This is a genomic window from Erwinia sp. PsM31, assembly GCF_030433775.1.
In the GTDB taxonomy this organism is placed as follows: domain Bacteria; phylum Pseudomonadota; class Gammaproteobacteria; order Enterobacterales; family Enterobacteriaceae; genus Erwinia; species Erwinia aeris.
In genome coordinates this window covers 106308-122788 of sequence record NZ_JARUWZ010000008.1, presented here as the reverse complement: position 1 = coordinate 122788, position 16481 = coordinate 106308, and the positions used below count along the sequence as shown (strand labels likewise).

Here is a 16481-nt window from a genome sequence, read left to right as displayed (position 1 = left end):
GATTATATGGGCGTCTCTCCGCGAGCTGCTACCATCGCCCCCAACGCGTATCCGATGCGCAATAAAAATAGCTCACTGACGAGGCCGCTGATGCCTCGTCAAAAAAGGAGATCTGGGGATGAATTTTCCATTAATTGCAAACCTGGCGGCGTTTATTCTGCTGCTGGGGCTACTGGCTAAAAGCGGCAACGCCAGCTGGAGCCTGGCGAAAAAAGTGCTGCTGGGCCTGGTTGTAGGCGTGCTGTTTGGGCTGATCCTGCACACTATTTACGGTGCCGATAACCCGGTGTTGAAAGAATCCATTAGCTGGTTCAACGTTGTCGGCAACGGCTACGTACAGCTGTTGCAGATGATCGTCATGCCGCTGGTGTTCGCTTCGATTCTCAGCGCCGTCGCCCGTCTGCATAACGCGTCGTCGCTGGGCAAAATCAGCGTGCTGACTATCGGCGTGCTGCTGTTCACTACGGCGATTTCCGCGCTGGTGGGCGTTTTTGTTACCTGGCTGTTTGGGCTCAACGCCAGCGGCCTGGTGCAGGGCGTGCAGGAAACCGCGCGCCTGTCTGCGCTACAGTCTAACTATATCGGTAAAGTGGCCGACCTTTCCGCGCCGCAGCTGCTGCTCTCTTTCGTGCCGAAAAATCCTTTCGCCGATCTGACCGGGGCCAATCCGACCTCTATTATCAGCGTGGTGATTTTTGCCGCTTTCCTGGGCGTCGCCGCCCTGCATTTACTGCGTGACGACAAACCGAAAGGCGAGCGTGTGCTGGCCGCCATCGACGTGCTTCAGGCATGGGTGATGAAGCTGGTGCGTCTGATTATGAAGCTGACGCCTTACGGCGTAATGGCGCTGATGACCAAAGTGGTCGCCAGCTCTAACCTGGCGGATATCGTTAAGCTGGGCAGTTTTGTCATTGCATCTTATCTGGGCCTGGCGATTATGTTTGCGGTGCACGCGCTGCTGCTTTCCGTTAACGGCGTCAATCCCAGGCGTTTCTTCCGCAAGGTCTGGCCGGTTATCACTTTTGCTTTTACCAGCCGCTCCAGCGCGGCGACCATTCCGCTGAGCGTGGAAGCGCAAACCCGCCGCCTTGGCATTCCGGAATCGATCGCCAGCTTCTCAGCCTCTTTCGGCGCCACTATCGGCCAGAACGGCTGTGCCGGGCTGTACCCCACCATGCTGGCGGTGATGGTTGCGCCAACGGTAGGCATTAACCCGTTCGATCCGGTCTGGATCGCCACGCTGGTTGGCATCGTTACGCTAAGCTCTGCCGGCGTAGCGGGCGTGGGCGGCGGCGCGACCTTTGCCGCGCTGATCGTTCTGCCAACGCTGGGCCTGCCGGTCACGCTGGTGGCGCTGCTGATTTCGATTGAACCGCTGATCGATATGGGCCGCACCGCGCTTAACGTTAATGGTTCGATGACGGCGGGAATGCTGACCAGCCAGTGGTTGAAGCAAACCGATAAATCTCTGCTGGACGCGGAAGCGGACAACGAAGCCGAACTGGCGCATCGTTAAGCAAAACGTTGTTTATGCAACCTGTTCAGGGGCCGCTCAGCGGCCCTTTTTATTGTCTGCTAAACATAACCCTTCGGTTTCCGGGCGTACCTCGCGCACTGTTCTATAGTTAATGGTTAGAAACACACATCACAGGAGCAAGTGAGCATGTCGAAAGAAACCGATAACAAGGAAATCACCCATAATGCCCCGTTAACCGGGCCTGATTCCGCAAAGCCGGGAATGGATTCGCTGGCACCCGCCGATGGCTCGCATAAGCCGCTTTCTGAGCCAACGCCGCCCGGCAAGCAGCCTACTGCGCCCGGCAGCCTGAAAGCGCCCGAGACCAGTAACGCCAAGCTGGACGCGCTGGAAACCTTCCGTAAAGGCGGCGAGAATTTCCCGCTGACAACCAATCAGGGTACGCGCATCGCTGACGACCAGAACTCGCTGCGCGCCGGTACTCGTGGCCCAACGCTGCTGGAAGATTTTATCCTGCGCGAAAAGATTACCCATTTTGACCACGAGCGTATTCCTGAACGCATCGTCCATGCCCGTGGTTCAGCGGCGCACGGCTATTTCCAGCCCTATCGCGATATGAGCGATATCACCAAGGCGGATTTCCTGCGCGATCCTGAAAAGCAGACGCCGGTTTTCGTGCGTTTCTCTACCGTTCAGGGCGGCGCAGGCTCGGCGGATACCGTACGCGATATTCGCGGCTGGGCCACCAAGTTCTATACCGATGAAGGCGTTTTCGATTTAGTCGGCAACAATACGCCGGTGTTCTTTATTCAGGACGCGCACAAATTCCCGGACTTCGTGCATGCGGTAAAACCCGAGCCACACAATGAAATTCCACAGGGCCAGAGCGCGCACGACACCTTCTGGGATTACGTCTCGCTACAGCCGGAAACGCTGCATAACGTGATTTGGGCAATGTCCGATCGCGGCATTCCGCGCAGCTACCGCACGATGGAAGGCTTCGGCATTCACACCTTCCGCTTTATTAACGCCGAGGGCAAAGCGACCTTTGTGCGCTTCCACTGGAAACCGGTCGCGGGCAAAGCTTCGCTGCTGTGGGACGAATCACAAAAACTCACCGGCCGCGATCCCGATTTCCATCGCCGCGATCTGTGGGAAGCCATTGAGGCGGGCGACTATCCGGAATATGAGCTGGGCGTACAGCTGATCCCGGAAGAAGATGAATTCAAATTCGATTTTGACCTGCTGGATGCCACCAAGCTGATCCCGGAAGAGCTGGTGCCGGTGCAGCTGGTCGGTAAGATGGTGCTGAACCGCAATCCGGACAACTTCTTTGCCGAAACCGAGCAGGTTGCTTTCCATCCCGGCCACATCGTTCCCGGCCTGGATTTCACCAACGATCCGCTGTTACAGGGCCGTCTGTTCTCCTATACCGATACGCAGATCAGCCGTCTTGGCGGGCCTAACTTCCATGAAATTCCGATTAACCGTCCGACCTGCCCTTACCATAATTTCCAGCGTCAGGGGATGCACCGTACGGATATCGATACCAACCCGGCCAACTACGAGCCGAATTCCATCAACGATAACTGGCCGCGCGAAACGCCGCCGGCTCCGCATCGCGGTGGATTTGAAAGCTATCAGGAGCGTATTGAAGGCCATAAGGTGCGCGAGCGCAGCCCTTCCTTCGGCGAATACTACTCGCAGCCGCGCCTGTTCTGGAACAGCCAGACGCCTGTTGAGCAGCAGCACATTATTGACGCCTTCTCTTTTGAGCTGAGCAAGGTGGCTCGTGCCTATATCCGCGAGCGCGTTGTGGATCATCTGGTGCGTATCGACGTGTCGCTGGCTAACGGCGTGGCGGAGAACCTGGGCATCGCGCTGTCCGATGAGAAGATGCATACCGCGCCGCCGAAAGACGTTAACGGCCTGAAAAAAGATGCCAGCCTGAGCCTTTATGCCGTGCCAAGTGGCTCGATCAAAGGCCGCCAGGTGGCGCTGCTGATCAGCGACGGCGTGGTAGCGGCAGACGTGCTGGCAATTTTGCAGGAGCTGAAGGCGCAGGGCGTGCACGCCAAGCTGCTGGCGCGCCATATGGGCCAGGTTCGTGCCGACGACGGTTCTAATCTGCCTATCGACGCTACCTTTAGCGGCCTGCCGTCGTTGACCTTTGATGCGGTGATCGTGCCGGATGGCAATATCGACGCGCTGCTGCTCAGCGGCGACGCCCGTTACTTCCTGCTGGAAGCCTACAAGCATCTGAAGGTGATTGGCCTGAGCGGCGACGCCCGCCGCTTCAAATCGCAGTTCGGTCTGGGCGACAGCGAGCGTGAGGAAGGCGTCATCGAAGATGATAAAGCCGAAGGCGTGCTGATGAGCGAGTTCCTGGCCGCGATGGCCGCGCACCGCGTCTGGTCGCGCAGCCAGAAGGCGCTAAGCGTTCCGGCTTAATCTACCGGTCGTTTGTTCACTGAAGGTGCAGCCGGTAGCGGCTGCGCCTTTTTATTTGGCATCTCCTGCCGATTAGCGCGCATAAAGCGCCTTTCGCCCGCGCCTTATCCGATCTCTACACTGTGGCACTGAACTTGCTTCTTCCTGATACCACTCGTTGTTCAGGAGAAGATCCATGAGAGTCGACACCCGCTATCGTTACCGCATTTTCGCCATGCTGTTTTTTATCGCGCTGATCAACTATATCGATCGCGGCGCCCTCTCCTTCGCGGCAAACGCCATTTCTGCGGAATTTCATTTCAGCAAAACGGAGCTGGGCGTGGTGCTGAGCTATTTCGGCTTTGGCTATCTGTTCGGCTCGCTCTGCGGCGGGTTTCTGGCCGATCGGCTGGGCACAAAAAAAGTCTGGCTGCTGGCGGGCGTGCTCTGGTCGCTGTTGGAGATCGCTACCGCCTGGGCGGGAGAGCTGGGCGTGGCGCTGTTTGGCGGCTCGGCCATTATGGGCTTTGCCGTAATGCGCATCCTGTTCGGCTTTGCCGAAGGCCCGGCCTATGCGCTGATGAACAAAGCTATCGCGCACTGGGCGCCCGATAACGAGCGCGGCATGGCGCTGGGCATCGGCTTACTCAGCACCCAGGTAGGCGCGCTGCTGACGGCACCGATCGCCGTGGGCCTGCTGCTGTTGACCAACGACTGGCGGCTGATGTTTATCCTGCTCGGCGTTTTCTCGCTGATCGCTATGGTGATTTTCGCGCGGATTTTCACCGACAGTCCGATGCAGCAGCCGCGCGCCAGCCAGGCGGAGCGCGAGTTGATTATGCAGGGCCAGCAGCAAAGTACCGCCGGGCCGCGCCTGCCGTGGTGGCGCTTTTTCACCAGCCGCACGCTGGTCTGCAACGCGCTGGGCTATTTTTCTTTCCTGTATGTCACCTTTACCCTGGTCACCTGGGGCCCGAAATATTTGCAGGACAGCTTTCACTACGATCTGCACTCGCTCTGGTATGTGGCGATGATCCCGTGGAGCGGCGCCTGTATTACCGTGCTACTCGGCGGCAAGATTGCCGACACGCTGCTGAAGCGCTCCGGTAATCTGCGGCTGGCGCGCAATCTCTTTGCTGCCGTCGGGCTGCTTTGCACCGGACTCTGCTTTATGGCGATCCCGTGGATGGCTTCCGCCGCCGGGATTATCCTGCTGATGACGCTGGGCAACGCCCTGAACGCGCTGGTAAATAACGTTTACTGGTCGGTGGTGATTGACGTCACACCGAAATCCACGGTCGGCACCTATAGCGGGATGACGCTGGCCATCGCCAACCTGGCATCGATCCTGTCGCCAATGCTGAGCGGCTGGCTGGCTGAGCATTTCGGCTACAACGCCATGTTCAGCGCGACGGCGGCCATTGCCTTCGGCAGCATGCTGGCGATGACGCTGTTACAACCGGAGAAAAAGCTGACGGCAACGCCCCCTGTCAGTCCCGATCTGGCAGCCAACATGGAGGCGGAGTTAAGAATACGTTAAGCAGTGTAAGCAACCCGCAATAGCCGCAGCCGCCGCTTGCGTTTTCACTGGCCCGGAGTAATGTTAGCGGCAGTGAGGACCAGGAGAAACTGTATGAAAAAGGTGATAAGCGCTCTGTTCGCCTTAACGCTGTTGTCGCCAACGCTGGTGGCAGCGCATCCTGGCGGCTGGGGACCGGGGCCAGGCTGGGATCGCGGTCCGGGTTGGGATCGCGGTCACGGCTGGGATCGCGGCCACGGTTGGGATCGCGGCCGTGGGCCGGGCAGGCTCTCTTTTTTACCGGGAGCGGCAGCGGCGGTGATTATCGGCGGTCTGACCTATTACGCGCTCAACGGCAACTACTACCAGCGCCAGCACGATAACACCTATGTAGTGGTGCAGCCGCCGGTAGAGCGCTTCAGCAGCGATATGCGCGCGCTTGATTACAACGGCGAACGCTTCTACGTGCAGGAAGGCCACTACTATCGCCGCGATATCGACGGACGCTATCTGGAAGTGCCGCGACCGCCAGGCCTGTAGGCAACAGGCATAAAAAAACCGGCTAAGGCCGGTTTTTTCTTTACTCCGTCAGGCGATTACTGATTAACCTGCGGATCGGTATCGTACTCTTTGCAGCTCTGGAAGCCGTAGTTCATTACGCGGCCTGTGTCGCTGTAGCTGACAAAGTAGGTCTGCTGCTTGCCGTCACGCTGGCCCAGCACATAGGTCTGGCAGGTGCCGCGAGCGTGAACCATGGTGATTTCAGTTGAAGGCGGACCGGCGATATCGCGAACCTGCTGGCGAGTCATGCCTTTTTTCACGTCCTGTACCACAGGCTTAGTGACATAGCTTTCCGCGCGGTCATAAGCTGAACAGCCGGATAATACAGCAAGCGCCACTGCCGCACCGATAAGTCCTGTTACCTTGTTCATGTTTTTTATTCCTCATTTATTGTCCATGTCGCTTTAAGCCTGGAACATAAATGCAGAGTTATCAACTTTATGGCAGAAAAAAACGCTTACCCCGGCCGGATAAAGACGCTTATAATGCCGCCCCCGAGAATGAACGTTCATTCTCAAACGGCGCCTGCGCCTTTTGTCATTGCCCAGCGCGAGGGAGTATGAGCCAACCCAATCCAACCCGCGACGCCCGCCATCGGCAGCGTCAGGACGAAATTATCGCTGCCGGTCGTCGCTGCTTCCGCCAGTCCGGCTTTCACGGGGCCAGCATGGCGCAGCTGGCCGCCGAGGCGCGGCTTAGCGTAGGTCAGATCTATCGCTATTTTGCCAGCAAAGACGCGATTATCGAGGAGATGGTCAGGCGCATTATCGATGCCCGCCTGCAACATATCAAAGAGACCGCTACCGCCGATCTGCCTCGCCTGCTTGCCTGGCGTCACGCGCTTAACGAAGACGACGAGGCGCTGATGAAGGAAGTTGCAGCGGAAGCGACCCGCAATCCGGTCGTGGCCCGCATGATGGCGGAGGCCGACCACCGCATGTTTACCCAGGCCTGCCTTAACGTAAAGCGCGACCATCCCGCTATGAGCGATGAACAGGTGCGCGCCTGCGTAGAGGTCATGGCCGTCCTGACGGAAGGCACGGCCTGGCGACGCCTGACGCCGCAGAAAGCGTCGGCGGAGCGCCTTTACCAGCTTTACCAACACATCAACGCACTACTTTTCACCACAGAGGATCCATGATATCTGCACACCCCAACCGGTTTGGCTATGCCATTACGCTCGGCCTGCTGGCAGCGCTCGGGCCGCTTTGTATCGACCTGTATTTACCTGCCCTGCCCGCGCTTGCCCGCGACCTGGCCGCGCCTACCGCCACCGCCCAGCTTAGTCTGACCGCCGGCCTGATTGGCCTCGGCGCCGGCCAGCTGATATTCGGCCCGATGAGCGATAAATATGGCCGCATCAAGCCGCTGCTGCTGTCGCTGGCGCTGCTGCTGATCGCCTCCGTCGGCTGCGCGATGGCACAGACTATCCACCAGCTGCTGCTGGCGCGCCTGTTTGAAGGGCTTTCCGGCGCAGGCGGCGCGGTGCTTTCCCGCGCTATCGCCAGAGATATGTACAGCGGCCACGACCTGACGCGTTTCTTTGCTTTGCTGATGCTGGTCAACGGCCTGGCGCCCGTCGCCGCGCCGGTGCTGGGCGGCGCGCTGATGACGCTGCTGAGCTGGCGCGGCCTGTTTATGGTGATTGCCGTTATCGCGCTGCTGCTGTTTATTCTGGCGCGCGTAAAACTGCGCGAAACCTTAACGCCGGAACGCCGCAGCCAGGGCAGCCTGTTTTCCGCGTGGGCCGTGCTGGGTCAGGTGGTTATCCACCGTCCCTTTATGGGTTTTTGTCTGACCCAGGGCTTTATGATGGCCGGGATGTTTGCCTATATCGGCGCTTCGCCTTTTGTTTTACAGCAGATTTATGGCCTCTCGCCGCAGGCGTTCAGCTTCTGCTTCGCCGCCAACGGTATCGGCCTGATTATCGCTTCGCAAACCAGCGCGCGCCTCAGCCCGCTGTGGGGTGAGTATCGCGTGGTGAAAGGCGCGCTGGTGCTGGCCTTGGTCTCCTCCGCCAGCCTGCTGCTGGCCGGTCTGAGCGGCGCGGCGCTGCCTTTCGTGCTGGTCGCCCTGTTCTTCAGCGTGGCGAGCAACGGCGCGGTCGGCGTGGCTGCCGCCTCGCTGGCGATGCAGAGTCAGGGCCATCGCGCAGGCAGCGCTTCCGCCGTGCTGGGCGTGGTAATGTTTACCCTGGGCGGCATCGCAGTGCCGGTGACGGGTATCGGCGGCACCTCAGTGTTGACCATGACCGCCACCATCTTCGGCTGCTATATGCTGGCCATCGCCATGTTCGTTTTGGTGGCGCAAAAACCGAAAAAGCCTGATTAATCAATAAAAGGCGCGTAAATAGCGGGTTCAACCTTGTTGTTTCGCGCCTGGCACGTTAATTTTAAGACAGAGGTTTTCGGCAACTGCCCTGACACTAAATCTGAGGAGAGGTAAATGGCTCTGCAACAGGAAATTATCGAAGCGCTGGGGGTTAAACCCACTATTGATGCACAGCAGGAAATTCGCACCAGCGTCGACTTTCTGAAAGCGTACCTGAAGGCTTACCCGTTTATTAAGTCGCTGGTACTGGGTATCAGCGGCGGTCAGGACTCAACGCTGGCCGGCAAGCTCAGTCAGCTCGCCATCAGCGAGCTGCGTGAAGAGACCGGCAATCAGGACTATCAGTTTATCGCCGTGCGTCTGCCCTATGGCAATCAGACAGACGAACAGGACTGCCAGGACGCGCTGCAGTTTATTCAGGCCGATCGCGTGCTGACGGTTAACATCAAAGAAGCGGTGCTGGCCAGCGAAAAAGCGCTGCGCGATACGGGTATCAACCTCTCTGATTTCGTGCGCGGCAATGAAAAAGCGCGTGAAAGGATGAAGGCGCAGTACAGCATCGCCGGTATGACTTCCGGCGTAGTGGTGGGAACGGATCACGCCGCGGAAGCGGTGACGGGCTTCTTTACCAAATACGGCGACGGCGGCACGGATATCAACCCGCTGTTCCGCCTGAACAAAGGCCAGGGCAAACAGCTGCTGAAAGCGCTGGGCTGCCCGGAGCACCTCTACCTTAAACAGCCGACCGCCGATCTGGAGGACGATCGTCCCGGTTTGCAGGATGAAGTGGCGCTGGGCGTGACCTATGAGATGATCGACCAGTATCTGGAAGGCAAGAAGATTGCCGACGACGCGGCGAAGATCATTGAGGGCTGGTATCTGAAAACCGAGCACAAACGCCGTCCGCCGATTACCGTATTTGATGACTTCTGGAAAAAATAAACCCGCCGGGCGGCTTTCCGGTCGCCCGCTTTTTTACGTTATTTTCCCTCTTTTCGTCGCTTGCCGTCAGCGGCGTGTTGATTACCAGCGCGATCCGACTCTTTTTTATCCAGCAAACGCCTGATACACTGTATAAGCAAACAGTAAGCGGAGTGCAATGTGGTCAGACGTCAAGCCAGCCATCGCCTGTCTTTTGAACCGGCGGCAATTTATCAGTATCCCGAACACCTGCGGCCTTCGCTGGAAGGTCTGCCTTCCCTGCCCGGCGTGTATACCTTTCATGGCGACAGCGAATCCCTGCCGCTCTATATCGGTAAAAGCGTCAATTTGCGCAGCCGGGTAATGTCCCATTTTCGTACGCCGGACGAGGCGAAAATGCTGCGCCAGGCGCGTTACGTCAGCTATATCACCACGGCGGGCGAACTGGGCGCGCTGTTACTGGAAGCGCAGATGATCAAGGTGCAGCAGCCTTTGTTCAATAAGCGCCTGCGCAAAAACCGCCAGCTTTGCTCGCTGCTGATAAGCGATCTGAAGCCCAGCGTGGTTTACGCCAAAGAAGTCGATTTTTCCCATACTTCCGATCTGTTTGGCCTTTACTCCAGCCGCCGATCGGCGCTGGAAACGCTACAGAAAATCGCCGACGAACAGCGGCTTTGCCTGGGCCTGCTGGGGCTGGAGAACGTCAGCAAAGGCCGCGCCTGTTTTCGCGCCAGCCTGGGCCGCTGTGCGGGCGCCTGCTGCGGTAAAGAGACGCCGGAAGCCCATCACGAGAGGCTGCTGGCCGCGCTGGAACGCGTGCGCGTGCAGTGCTGGCCCTGGGAGGGCGCGGTCGGCGTGGTGGAGGAAGGCCCGCTGAAAACGCAGATCCACGTGATCAATAACTGGTTTTACCTTGGCTCGGTGGATGATATCAGCGAGGCGGGCAAGCTGACCTCCACGCCACAGGGTTTCGACAGCGACGGCTATAAAATCCTCTGCAAGCCCATCGTCAGCGGCAAGTTCCCGATCGTTCCGCTTGGCTGACGCCACGTCAGCGCCGACAGCCAGATAAACGAAACCGCCGACGCTGCTCCCTGGTTCAGGAAACAGCGTCGGCGGTCTCAGGCGTGGCCTGCCGGGCGATCGCACCCGGCGGCTAAGGCTTATTCAGCGGCCGGTGCGGCTGGCGCAGGCTCGCCGCGGTGCGGCTTCTCGGTCAGACGTTTTTCAAAGTTCGCATTGAACTGTTTTTTCTGCTCCGGCGTCAGCACGTTATACATTTTGTTCTGCGTTTCCAGCATGGAAAGCGCACGGGTTTTGCCGTTAGCCGACATTTTCTCCGCCTGCGCTTCCGCTTTGGCCTTGTCGAAGCTGTCAGCCGCGATGATGCTGTGCAGCGTGCGGCGCTCTTCCAGGGAAGGACGCGGCATCTCTTTATGCGCCTCTTTCATGATGCTGCGCATCTGCTCTTTCTGCGCGTCCGTCAGATTCAGGCCTTTGAACATCTCGTGCGGCCCACCGTGGCGAGGCGGCTTGTGCATCATTGGTTTATCTGCGCCAGCCGGTGCCGGCGTGATGTTATCTGCTGCGGCATGAACAATATTCGCCGCGCCCATTGCCAGTGTCATAGCTACAACCAGAGAAGTTAATTTACGCATACTATTTTCCTTTTGCATTTCTGTGACGACAGCGTTGTCGTAATGTCGGGATTCAGTTTATTGCGCTGAACGTCAAGTAGTCAGAACGTGGGTAAAGCCTTGAAAGCATAAAAGATAAAAAAGCGGCAATCATGGAGAGAATGCGAAGATTATGGTGAGGAATTGCAAAAGGATATGTATTTAGCGCGTTTAATGCAGAAATTGTGGAGGAGTGTAATACAGCCGACAGGAACGAGAAAGGAAAAAGTAAGGCGGGACGACCACCGACGGGCTGGCATGAAGCGTCCCGGTCGGCGTCGTTGCGTTATCAGCTGCTGCCGCTGGTTTCATTATGGGCGTTATCTTCCACCAGCATCAATCCGGCGCGCTGCCCTTTCGCCACGTCGGGATTGGGGAAAAGAACATATTCCCGCGCCTGCTGCACGTAGCAGCGTTTGTCACCATCCTCCGCCAGCAGCGTGCCCTGCGGGAAAGCGGTAAAGTTCAGCGTTTCCGCGCCCATATGCAGCACGAAAGCCTCGGTAAAACGGGTGATCTGCTGCGAAACCCGATAGCGCTGCGGCGGCTCGCCCACGGGCGGTAAAGGTTCACCGGAGAGCAAAGCGGCCAGCGCGTCGCGCGCGGCGCTAAAAAGCGTTAAATCGTTGCGGCCAAAAGGCAGCGCTTTACCTAACTCCAGCGTGCAGCTGGCCGCGTTAAAGTGCTGCGAACTGTAATGCGTAAAGGTGCCGCCCGGCGAGCGATGGAACACCAGCGCCTCAAGTCCGGCCGCGCTCAGCCAGTGCAGGAAGGCGTCCGGCCAGGGCGTTTCACGCAGCGGCATGACGCCGAAGCGGCTGTGCCAGGAGCCGCGAATGGCGGTATGCAAATCCAGATGCCAGCGGCTCTCTTCGGTGCAGCTCACCTGCCAGAACGTCTCCAGCGCCTGTTCCAGTCGCCAGGCGCGCCGCGCTTCGGGATGGTCATCGTACTGCTGCCAGCGGCCGCCGAACAGCCGGTTGAGATCGCAATGGCGATAGCGTTTGCCGCTGGCGATCGCTTCCGGGTTGCCCAGAATAACCAGCACGCGCGCCTTGAGCGGCCGCTTGCCCGCCAGCAGCTCGCCGACCAGCTGGTTCAGGATTTCAATGGGCGCGGTTTCGTTGCCGTGGATCCCGGCGGAGATCACCAGCGCCTGCGTACAGGGCTGATGCGGATTAAGTTCAAGAATGCCGTGGTCCAGCCACTGCCAGCTTAGCTGGTCGTTGCGGCCGGAAACTTGTGCAGGCGGCTCTGTGCTTAACGTCTGCTGAAGAAAGTCCTGCATAGGTTCTCCTTATTATAGTTCTCCCTGCGACTGCCAGCGCGCGCCCGGGGTCAGCCCGACGCGCCCTGTTCCTCCCTGATTAGCGTTGGAAAGAGTAGATACTTCCTAAGTCTAGCATCTTAGTCAGCTCATCCAGCGCTTCGCGGTTTTCCGTGAGCAGCTGCGGGTCAGCCAGATCCGCCTGGCAAAGCCTGTCGCGGTAGTGGCGATCCACCCACGCATTGAGCAAGGTAAACAGCGTATCGGTCAGCATCACCGCCGGATTGACCGCCGCCAGCTCCGCCTCGTTCATCACCACGCGCAGCCGCAGGCAGGCTGGCCCACCGCCGTTGCCCATGCTTTCCCGCAGGTCGAAGACGTGCAGCTCGTCGATCGCGCCGCCTTCCGTGAGTTCGTTCAGCCAGCGCCAGACGCCGTCGTGCCGACGCGCCTCTTCCGGCAGCGCCAGCAGCATTTTGCCGTCCGGCTTGCTTAACAGCTGGCTGTTAAACAGATAGGTGGCGACGGCGTCGCTGACGCTGACCCGCGCATCCGGCACCACCACCGGCGTAAAGCCCGGCAGCCTTTCACGCAGCCGATCGAACAGCGCCTGCTGCTCCAGAAAAGCCAGCTCGTGACAGAACAGCACCTGCTGATTGCTGACGGCGATCACATCGTTGTGGAATACGCCCTGGTCAATCACCGCCGGATTCTGCTGCGCAAACAGCGTCCGGTTCGGATCAAGCTGATGCAGCCGCGCCACCGCCTGGCTTGCCTCCAGCGTTTGCCGCGCCGGATAGCGTGCCGGGATTAGGCCGCCGCCGCCCTCTTCGCGTCCATAAACGAACAGCTGTACGCCCGGCTCCCCGTAGCCCGCGCTGAAACGATTATGGTTGGCCGCGCCTTCATCGCCAAACATCGCAACCTGCGGCAAGGCGTCATGGACGCAGAAGTGGCGCACGTCGCGGAACATCGCGCGCAGTATCGCGCCCGTGGTGGGCGCTTCCAGCGAGCGGTGAAATTTGTTGTTCAGGTTCGCCACGGTCAAATGCACGCGGCTGTCGGCGCTGTCGGCGGAAGGCGAGACGGTAGCGGCGTTAGCGACCCACATTGCCGAAGCGGAACTGACCGCCGACAGCAGCATCGGGGCCTGCGCGGCCGCTTTCGCCAGCACCTGCGGCTCGGTGCCGCTGAAGCCCAGCTGGCGCAGTGCCGCGATGTTCGGCCTTTCGTGCGGTGGGATCACGCCCTGCGCAAAGCCCCTGTCGGCCAGCGCCTTCATTTTCAACAGGCCCTGCTTTGCCGCCAGTTTGGGGTCAGAGAGCTGATGCTGATGCCGGGAGGAGGCCTCGTTGCCAAACGACAGCCCGGCATAGTGATGGGTTAAACCGGGCAGGCCGTCAAAATTGACTTCGCGGGCGCTCATGATGCTTCTCCTGTGGGGCTGAAATCCAGGCCGGGCGACAGCGCGGCGGGCAGCGAAAGATCGGCCGAGGCCAGCGAAGCCAGCGGCCACGCACAGTAGTCCGCCGCGTAAAACGCACCGGGACGATGGTTGCCGGACGCGCCGATGCCGCCGAAAGGTGCGGTGCTGGCCGCGCCGGTCAGCGGTTTGTTCCAGTTGACGATCCCGGCTCGCGCCTCGATCAGCAGCCGATCAAACAGCTCGCGATGCGGCGAAATCAACCCGCAGGAAAGACCGTAGCGGGTGGCGTTGGCAATGCGGATCGCCTGGCTGAAGTCGTCATAGCGGATCACCGCCAGCAGCGGCCCGAACACTTCTTCGTCCGGCAGCGTCAACGCCGTCACGTCGATGATGCCCGGCGTCAGGATAGCGCTCGTTTTCGACGGCCAGCGCATCGGCAGTAGCACTTCGCCGCCCGCCGCCACACGCGATTGCCATTCCCCGTATATGTGCTCTGCCGCCTGCGGCGAAATCACGCTGCCCATAAAAGGCTGCGGATCGGCGTCCCAGCGTCCCGGCTCGATTTTTGCCGCAACCGCCGCCAGGCGGGCAAGAAACGCATCGCCCTGCGCGCCACGCTTCACCAACAGCCGACGCGCGCAGGTGCAGCGCTGTCCCGCCGTGATAAAGGCCGACTGAATAGTAAGATGAACAGCGGCGTCGATCGACTGCGGATCCTCGACGATCAGCGCGTTGTTGCCGCCCATCTCCAGCGCCAGCATTTTTTCCGGCTGGCCGGCGAACTGCCTGTGCAGCTGATAGCCGGTCGCCGCGCTGCCGGTAAAAAGCACGCCGTCCAGCGAGGACTGCGTCAGCGTCCTGCCACAGTCGCCGCCGCCCTGCAGCAGATTCAGCACGCCGTCCGGCAGCCCCGCCTGCTGCCAAAGGCGAACCGTCTGCTCGGCGGTCATCGGCGTCAGCTCGCTGGGTTTAAACACCAGCGTATTTCCGGCCAGCAGCGCGGGCACGATATGCCCGTTCGGCAGATGGCCGGGGAAGTTATACGGGCCTAAAACCGCCAGCACGCCGTGCGGCCGGTGCCGCAGCTCGCTGTCGCCCTGCTGCGCTTCTCCGGTGCGGGCGTGATAAGCGCTGACGGAGATGGCGATTTTATTGATCATCGCCTGCACTTCTGTGGCGGCTTCCCAGCGCGGCTTGCCGGTTTCCCGGGCGATAGTGGCGGCCAGCTCTGTCTGATGTTGCAAAAGCAGCGTGGCAAAGCGTTCCGCCAGCGCGACGCGTTCCGCAAAGGGACGTTTCGCCCAGTCGGGAAAGGCGGCGCGGGCCGCCTCGACCGCCGTCGTTATTTGTGCCGGACTGGCGGCCCGGCCCTGCCACAGCGGCCGCGCGTCGATCGGATCCTGCTTGCTGAGCGCTTCGCCGTCGCCGGTCAACCACGCTCCGTTAATAAAATGGGTCATGCTTTTTTCTCCTCGCAGCCCAGAGTGACCACGCGCAGGCTGTCGCCCTGCCCGCAACGTAAAACAGCCGCCTGTTCCGGCGTCAGCGCCAGCGTGTCCGCATGCGGGTCGGCGTTGAGCAACACGACGCGAAAATCTTCGTAGCGCTCGTTGCCCACCAGGCAAAGCGGCAGCCTGTCGCTCCCTGCCGGCCCGATCGCCGCGCGCAGCTGCCGACTTTTGCGGATCGCCCGCACGCGATCGATATCGCATTCCAGCGTTGGGCCGCCGTCAAAAATGTCCACATAGTTTTGATAGCGAAACCCTTCCGCCTCCAGCACCGCGCGCGCCGGTGCGGTTTGCGGATGGGTCTGCCCGATGGTGGCCTGCGCTTCGGCAGAGAGATAGTCGATATAAAGCGGATGCTTGGGCATCAGCTCGGCAATAAAGGTTTTTTTGCCGGTGCCGCTCAGGTAGTCGGCGGTGGTAAAAGAGATGGAAAAAAAGCGGCTGCCTACGCTCTCCCAGAAAGGTGAATGCCCGTTTTCGTCGCTGACGCCGCGCATCTCCGCCACGACTTTTTGCATAAAGCGGTGGCGGAAGGCGGCCATAAACAGAAAGCGGGATTTCGAGAGCAGATAGCCGTTTTTACCGCTGCGGTAATCGGGATCGAGAAACAGCGTGCAGAGTTCGCTGCTGCCGGTGTGATCGTTACTGAGCGACAGCGTAGGCAGCACTTTGTAGACGTTCAGTTCGCGCGAGGCGTGCACCTGCGTGCCGACGCGAAAGTTATACCAGGGATCCTGCATACCAACCGCCACCTCGATGGCGCAAATCCCGATTACGCGGCGCGTCGCCAGCTCTTCCAGCACAAAGACATAGCCCTGATCGGCCTGCGGCAGCTGGCCGCGCCAGGTTTGTATTGAGCGCTCAATCCTTGCGCTCAGCGTGGCGCTGTCGGCAGGCAGCGACGTCAGCCCGCCGCCGGTTTTACCGGCCAGCGTCATTAACTGCGCCAGGTCGTCGTGCTCTACGGGACGGATGACCATCATAATAACGCTCCTCGCGCGCGGCAGGTAAATTAAAGGTTTCAATAATGTTAATTTGGTGTACCACACTGTATGTTGCAGACTTTATGCCAGCCAGTACAAAAATGAATAAAAAAAGTGATAAAAAGAAAAATCAAAGAGATAGGATATGTCGCTATTCACTTTAATTGCATATAAAATGAATAACGCTCAGGCGGTGCGGGCTGGCGAGACGGTAAAACAGCACGGTTATGCAACTGAACCAGTAAATAATGTTTTTGTGATCGCGAACGTCAATTATCAATCGCCCGGCACAAAGCGCGCACCTCGGGCGTGCAGTACGCACCAGAAAACAGCGCGGCTGGACGCCTGCGTCAGGTAACAGAAAATAGCGTGGGCCTGGTGC

The 16481-nt window shown here is 59.5% G+C and carries 15 protein-coding genes; 9 read left to right on the top strand and 6 right to left on the bottom strand.

All coding sequences use genetic code 11. From position 1 onward, the window contains the following. Positions 1 to 118: 118 nt before the first annotated feature. The 4 genes from QCD69_RS09175 (at position 119) to QCD69_RS09160 (ending at position 5966) form a co-directional block, all read left to right on the top strand. Positions 119 to 1516, top strand: coding sequence for an L-cystine transporter (locus tag QCD69_RS09175; RefSeq protein WP_301251787.1), 1398 nt, complete (start codon positions 119 to 121; stop codon positions 1514 to 1516). Positions 1517 to 1663: 147 nt separating this feature from the next. Next, positions 1664 to 3928 (top strand): catalase HPII, encoded by a 2265-nt coding sequence (katE, locus tag QCD69_RS09170; protein WP_253454471.1) that lies wholly within the window; start codon positions 1664 to 1666, stop codon positions 3926 to 3928. Positions 3929 to 4103: 175 nt separating this feature from the next. Beyond that, positions 4104 to 5447, top strand: a complete 1344-nt coding sequence (locus QCD69_RS09165) for an MFS transporter (RefSeq protein WP_253454472.1) — start codon at positions 4104 to 4106, stop codon at positions 5445 to 5447. A 93-nt stretch (positions 5448 to 5540) separates the two neighbouring features. Next, positions 5541 to 5966 carry a DUF6515 family protein gene (locus QCD69_RS09160; RefSeq protein ID WP_253454473.1) on the top strand — a complete coding sequence of 142 codons (426 nt, stop codon included), beginning with the start codon at positions 5541 to 5543 and terminating at the stop codon, positions 5964 to 5966. Positions 5967 to 6022: 56 nt separating this feature from the next. Here QCD69_RS09160 and osmE read toward each other — a convergent pair whose 3' ends face one another. Beyond that, complete coding sequence (osmE, locus tag QCD69_RS09155; protein ID WP_125289739.1) at positions 6023 to 6358, bottom strand: osmotically-inducible lipoprotein OsmE; 336 nt, start codon at positions 6356 to 6358, stop codon at positions 6023 to 6025. 188 nt (positions 6359 to 6546) lie between these two features. Between osmE and QCD69_RS09150 the strand changes: the two genes are divergently transcribed. The 4 genes from QCD69_RS09150 to cho all read left to right on the top strand — a co-directional run bounded on the left by QCD69_RS09150 (position 6547) and on the right by cho (position 10283). Next, positions 6547 to 7128: a TetR/AcrR family transcriptional regulator gene (locus tag QCD69_RS09150; RefSeq protein ID WP_253454474.1), complete on the top strand. Its 582-nt coding sequence runs from the start codon at positions 6547 to 6549 to the stop codon at positions 7126 to 7128. Continuing rightward, the gene (locus QCD69_RS09145; RefSeq protein WP_301251783.1) at positions 7125 to 8318 is read left to right on the top strand and encodes a multidrug effflux MFS transporter; all 1194 of its coding nucleotides are present in this window, start codon (positions 7125 to 7127) and stop codon (positions 8316 to 8318) included. The genes QCD69_RS09150 and QCD69_RS09145 overlap by 4 nt, the downstream gene beginning before the upstream one ends. Positions 8319 to 8432: 114 nt before the next feature. Further along, a complete protein-coding gene (gene nadE / locus QCD69_RS09140; protein ID WP_301251781.1) occupies positions 8433 to 9260 on the top strand; it encodes an ammonia-dependent NAD(+) synthetase in 828 nt (275 codons plus the stop codon). Positions 9261 to 9419: 159 nt separating this feature from the next. Beyond that, on the top strand, positions 9420 to 10283 hold the full coding sequence (gene cho, locus QCD69_RS09135; RefSeq protein WP_253454477.1) for an excinuclease Cho: 864 nt from the start codon (positions 9420 to 9422) through the stop codon (positions 10281 to 10283). A gap of 119 nt (positions 10284 to 10402) precedes the next feature. Here cho and spy read toward each other — a convergent pair whose 3' ends face one another. From spy to astA, 5 genes are all read right to left on the bottom strand, one after another. Then, on the bottom strand, positions 10403 to 10897 hold the full coding sequence (gene spy, locus QCD69_RS09130; protein ID WP_301251780.1) for an ATP-independent periplasmic protein-refolding chaperone Spy: 495 nt from the start codon (positions 10895 to 10897) through the stop codon (positions 10403 to 10405). Between the two features lie 307 nt (positions 10898 to 11204). After that, entirely contained in the window at positions 11205 to 12203 is a 999-nt protein-coding gene (astE, locus tag QCD69_RS09125; RefSeq protein ID WP_301251779.1) for a succinylglutamate desuccinylase, read from the bottom strand. 79 nt (positions 12204 to 12282) lie between these two features. Continuing rightward, a complete protein-coding gene (astB, locus tag QCD69_RS09120; protein WP_301251778.1) occupies positions 12283 to 13608 on the bottom strand; it encodes an N-succinylarginine dihydrolase in 1326 nt (441 codons plus the stop codon). Beyond that, positions 13605 to 15068 carry a succinylglutamate-semialdehyde dehydrogenase gene (astD, locus tag QCD69_RS09115; RefSeq protein ID WP_301251777.1) on the bottom strand — a complete coding sequence of 488 codons (1464 nt, stop codon included), beginning with the start codon at positions 15066 to 15068 and terminating at the stop codon, positions 13605 to 13607. Before astD ends, astB begins: the two co-directional genes overlap by 4 nt. After that, the gene (astA, locus tag QCD69_RS09110) at positions 15065 to 16099 is read right to left on the bottom strand and encodes an arginine N-succinyltransferase (protein ID WP_253454482.1); all 1035 of its coding nucleotides are present in this window, start codon (positions 16097 to 16099) and stop codon (positions 15065 to 15067) included. The genes astD and astA overlap by 4 nt, the downstream gene beginning before the upstream one ends. 145 nt (positions 16100 to 16244) lie before the next feature. Between astA and QCD69_RS09105 the strand changes: the two genes are divergently transcribed. After that, entirely contained in the window at positions 16245 to 16457 is a 213-nt protein-coding gene (locus QCD69_RS09105) for a hypothetical protein (RefSeq protein WP_301251776.1), read from the top strand. The last annotated feature ends 24 nt before the right edge of the window (positions 16458 to 16481 follow it).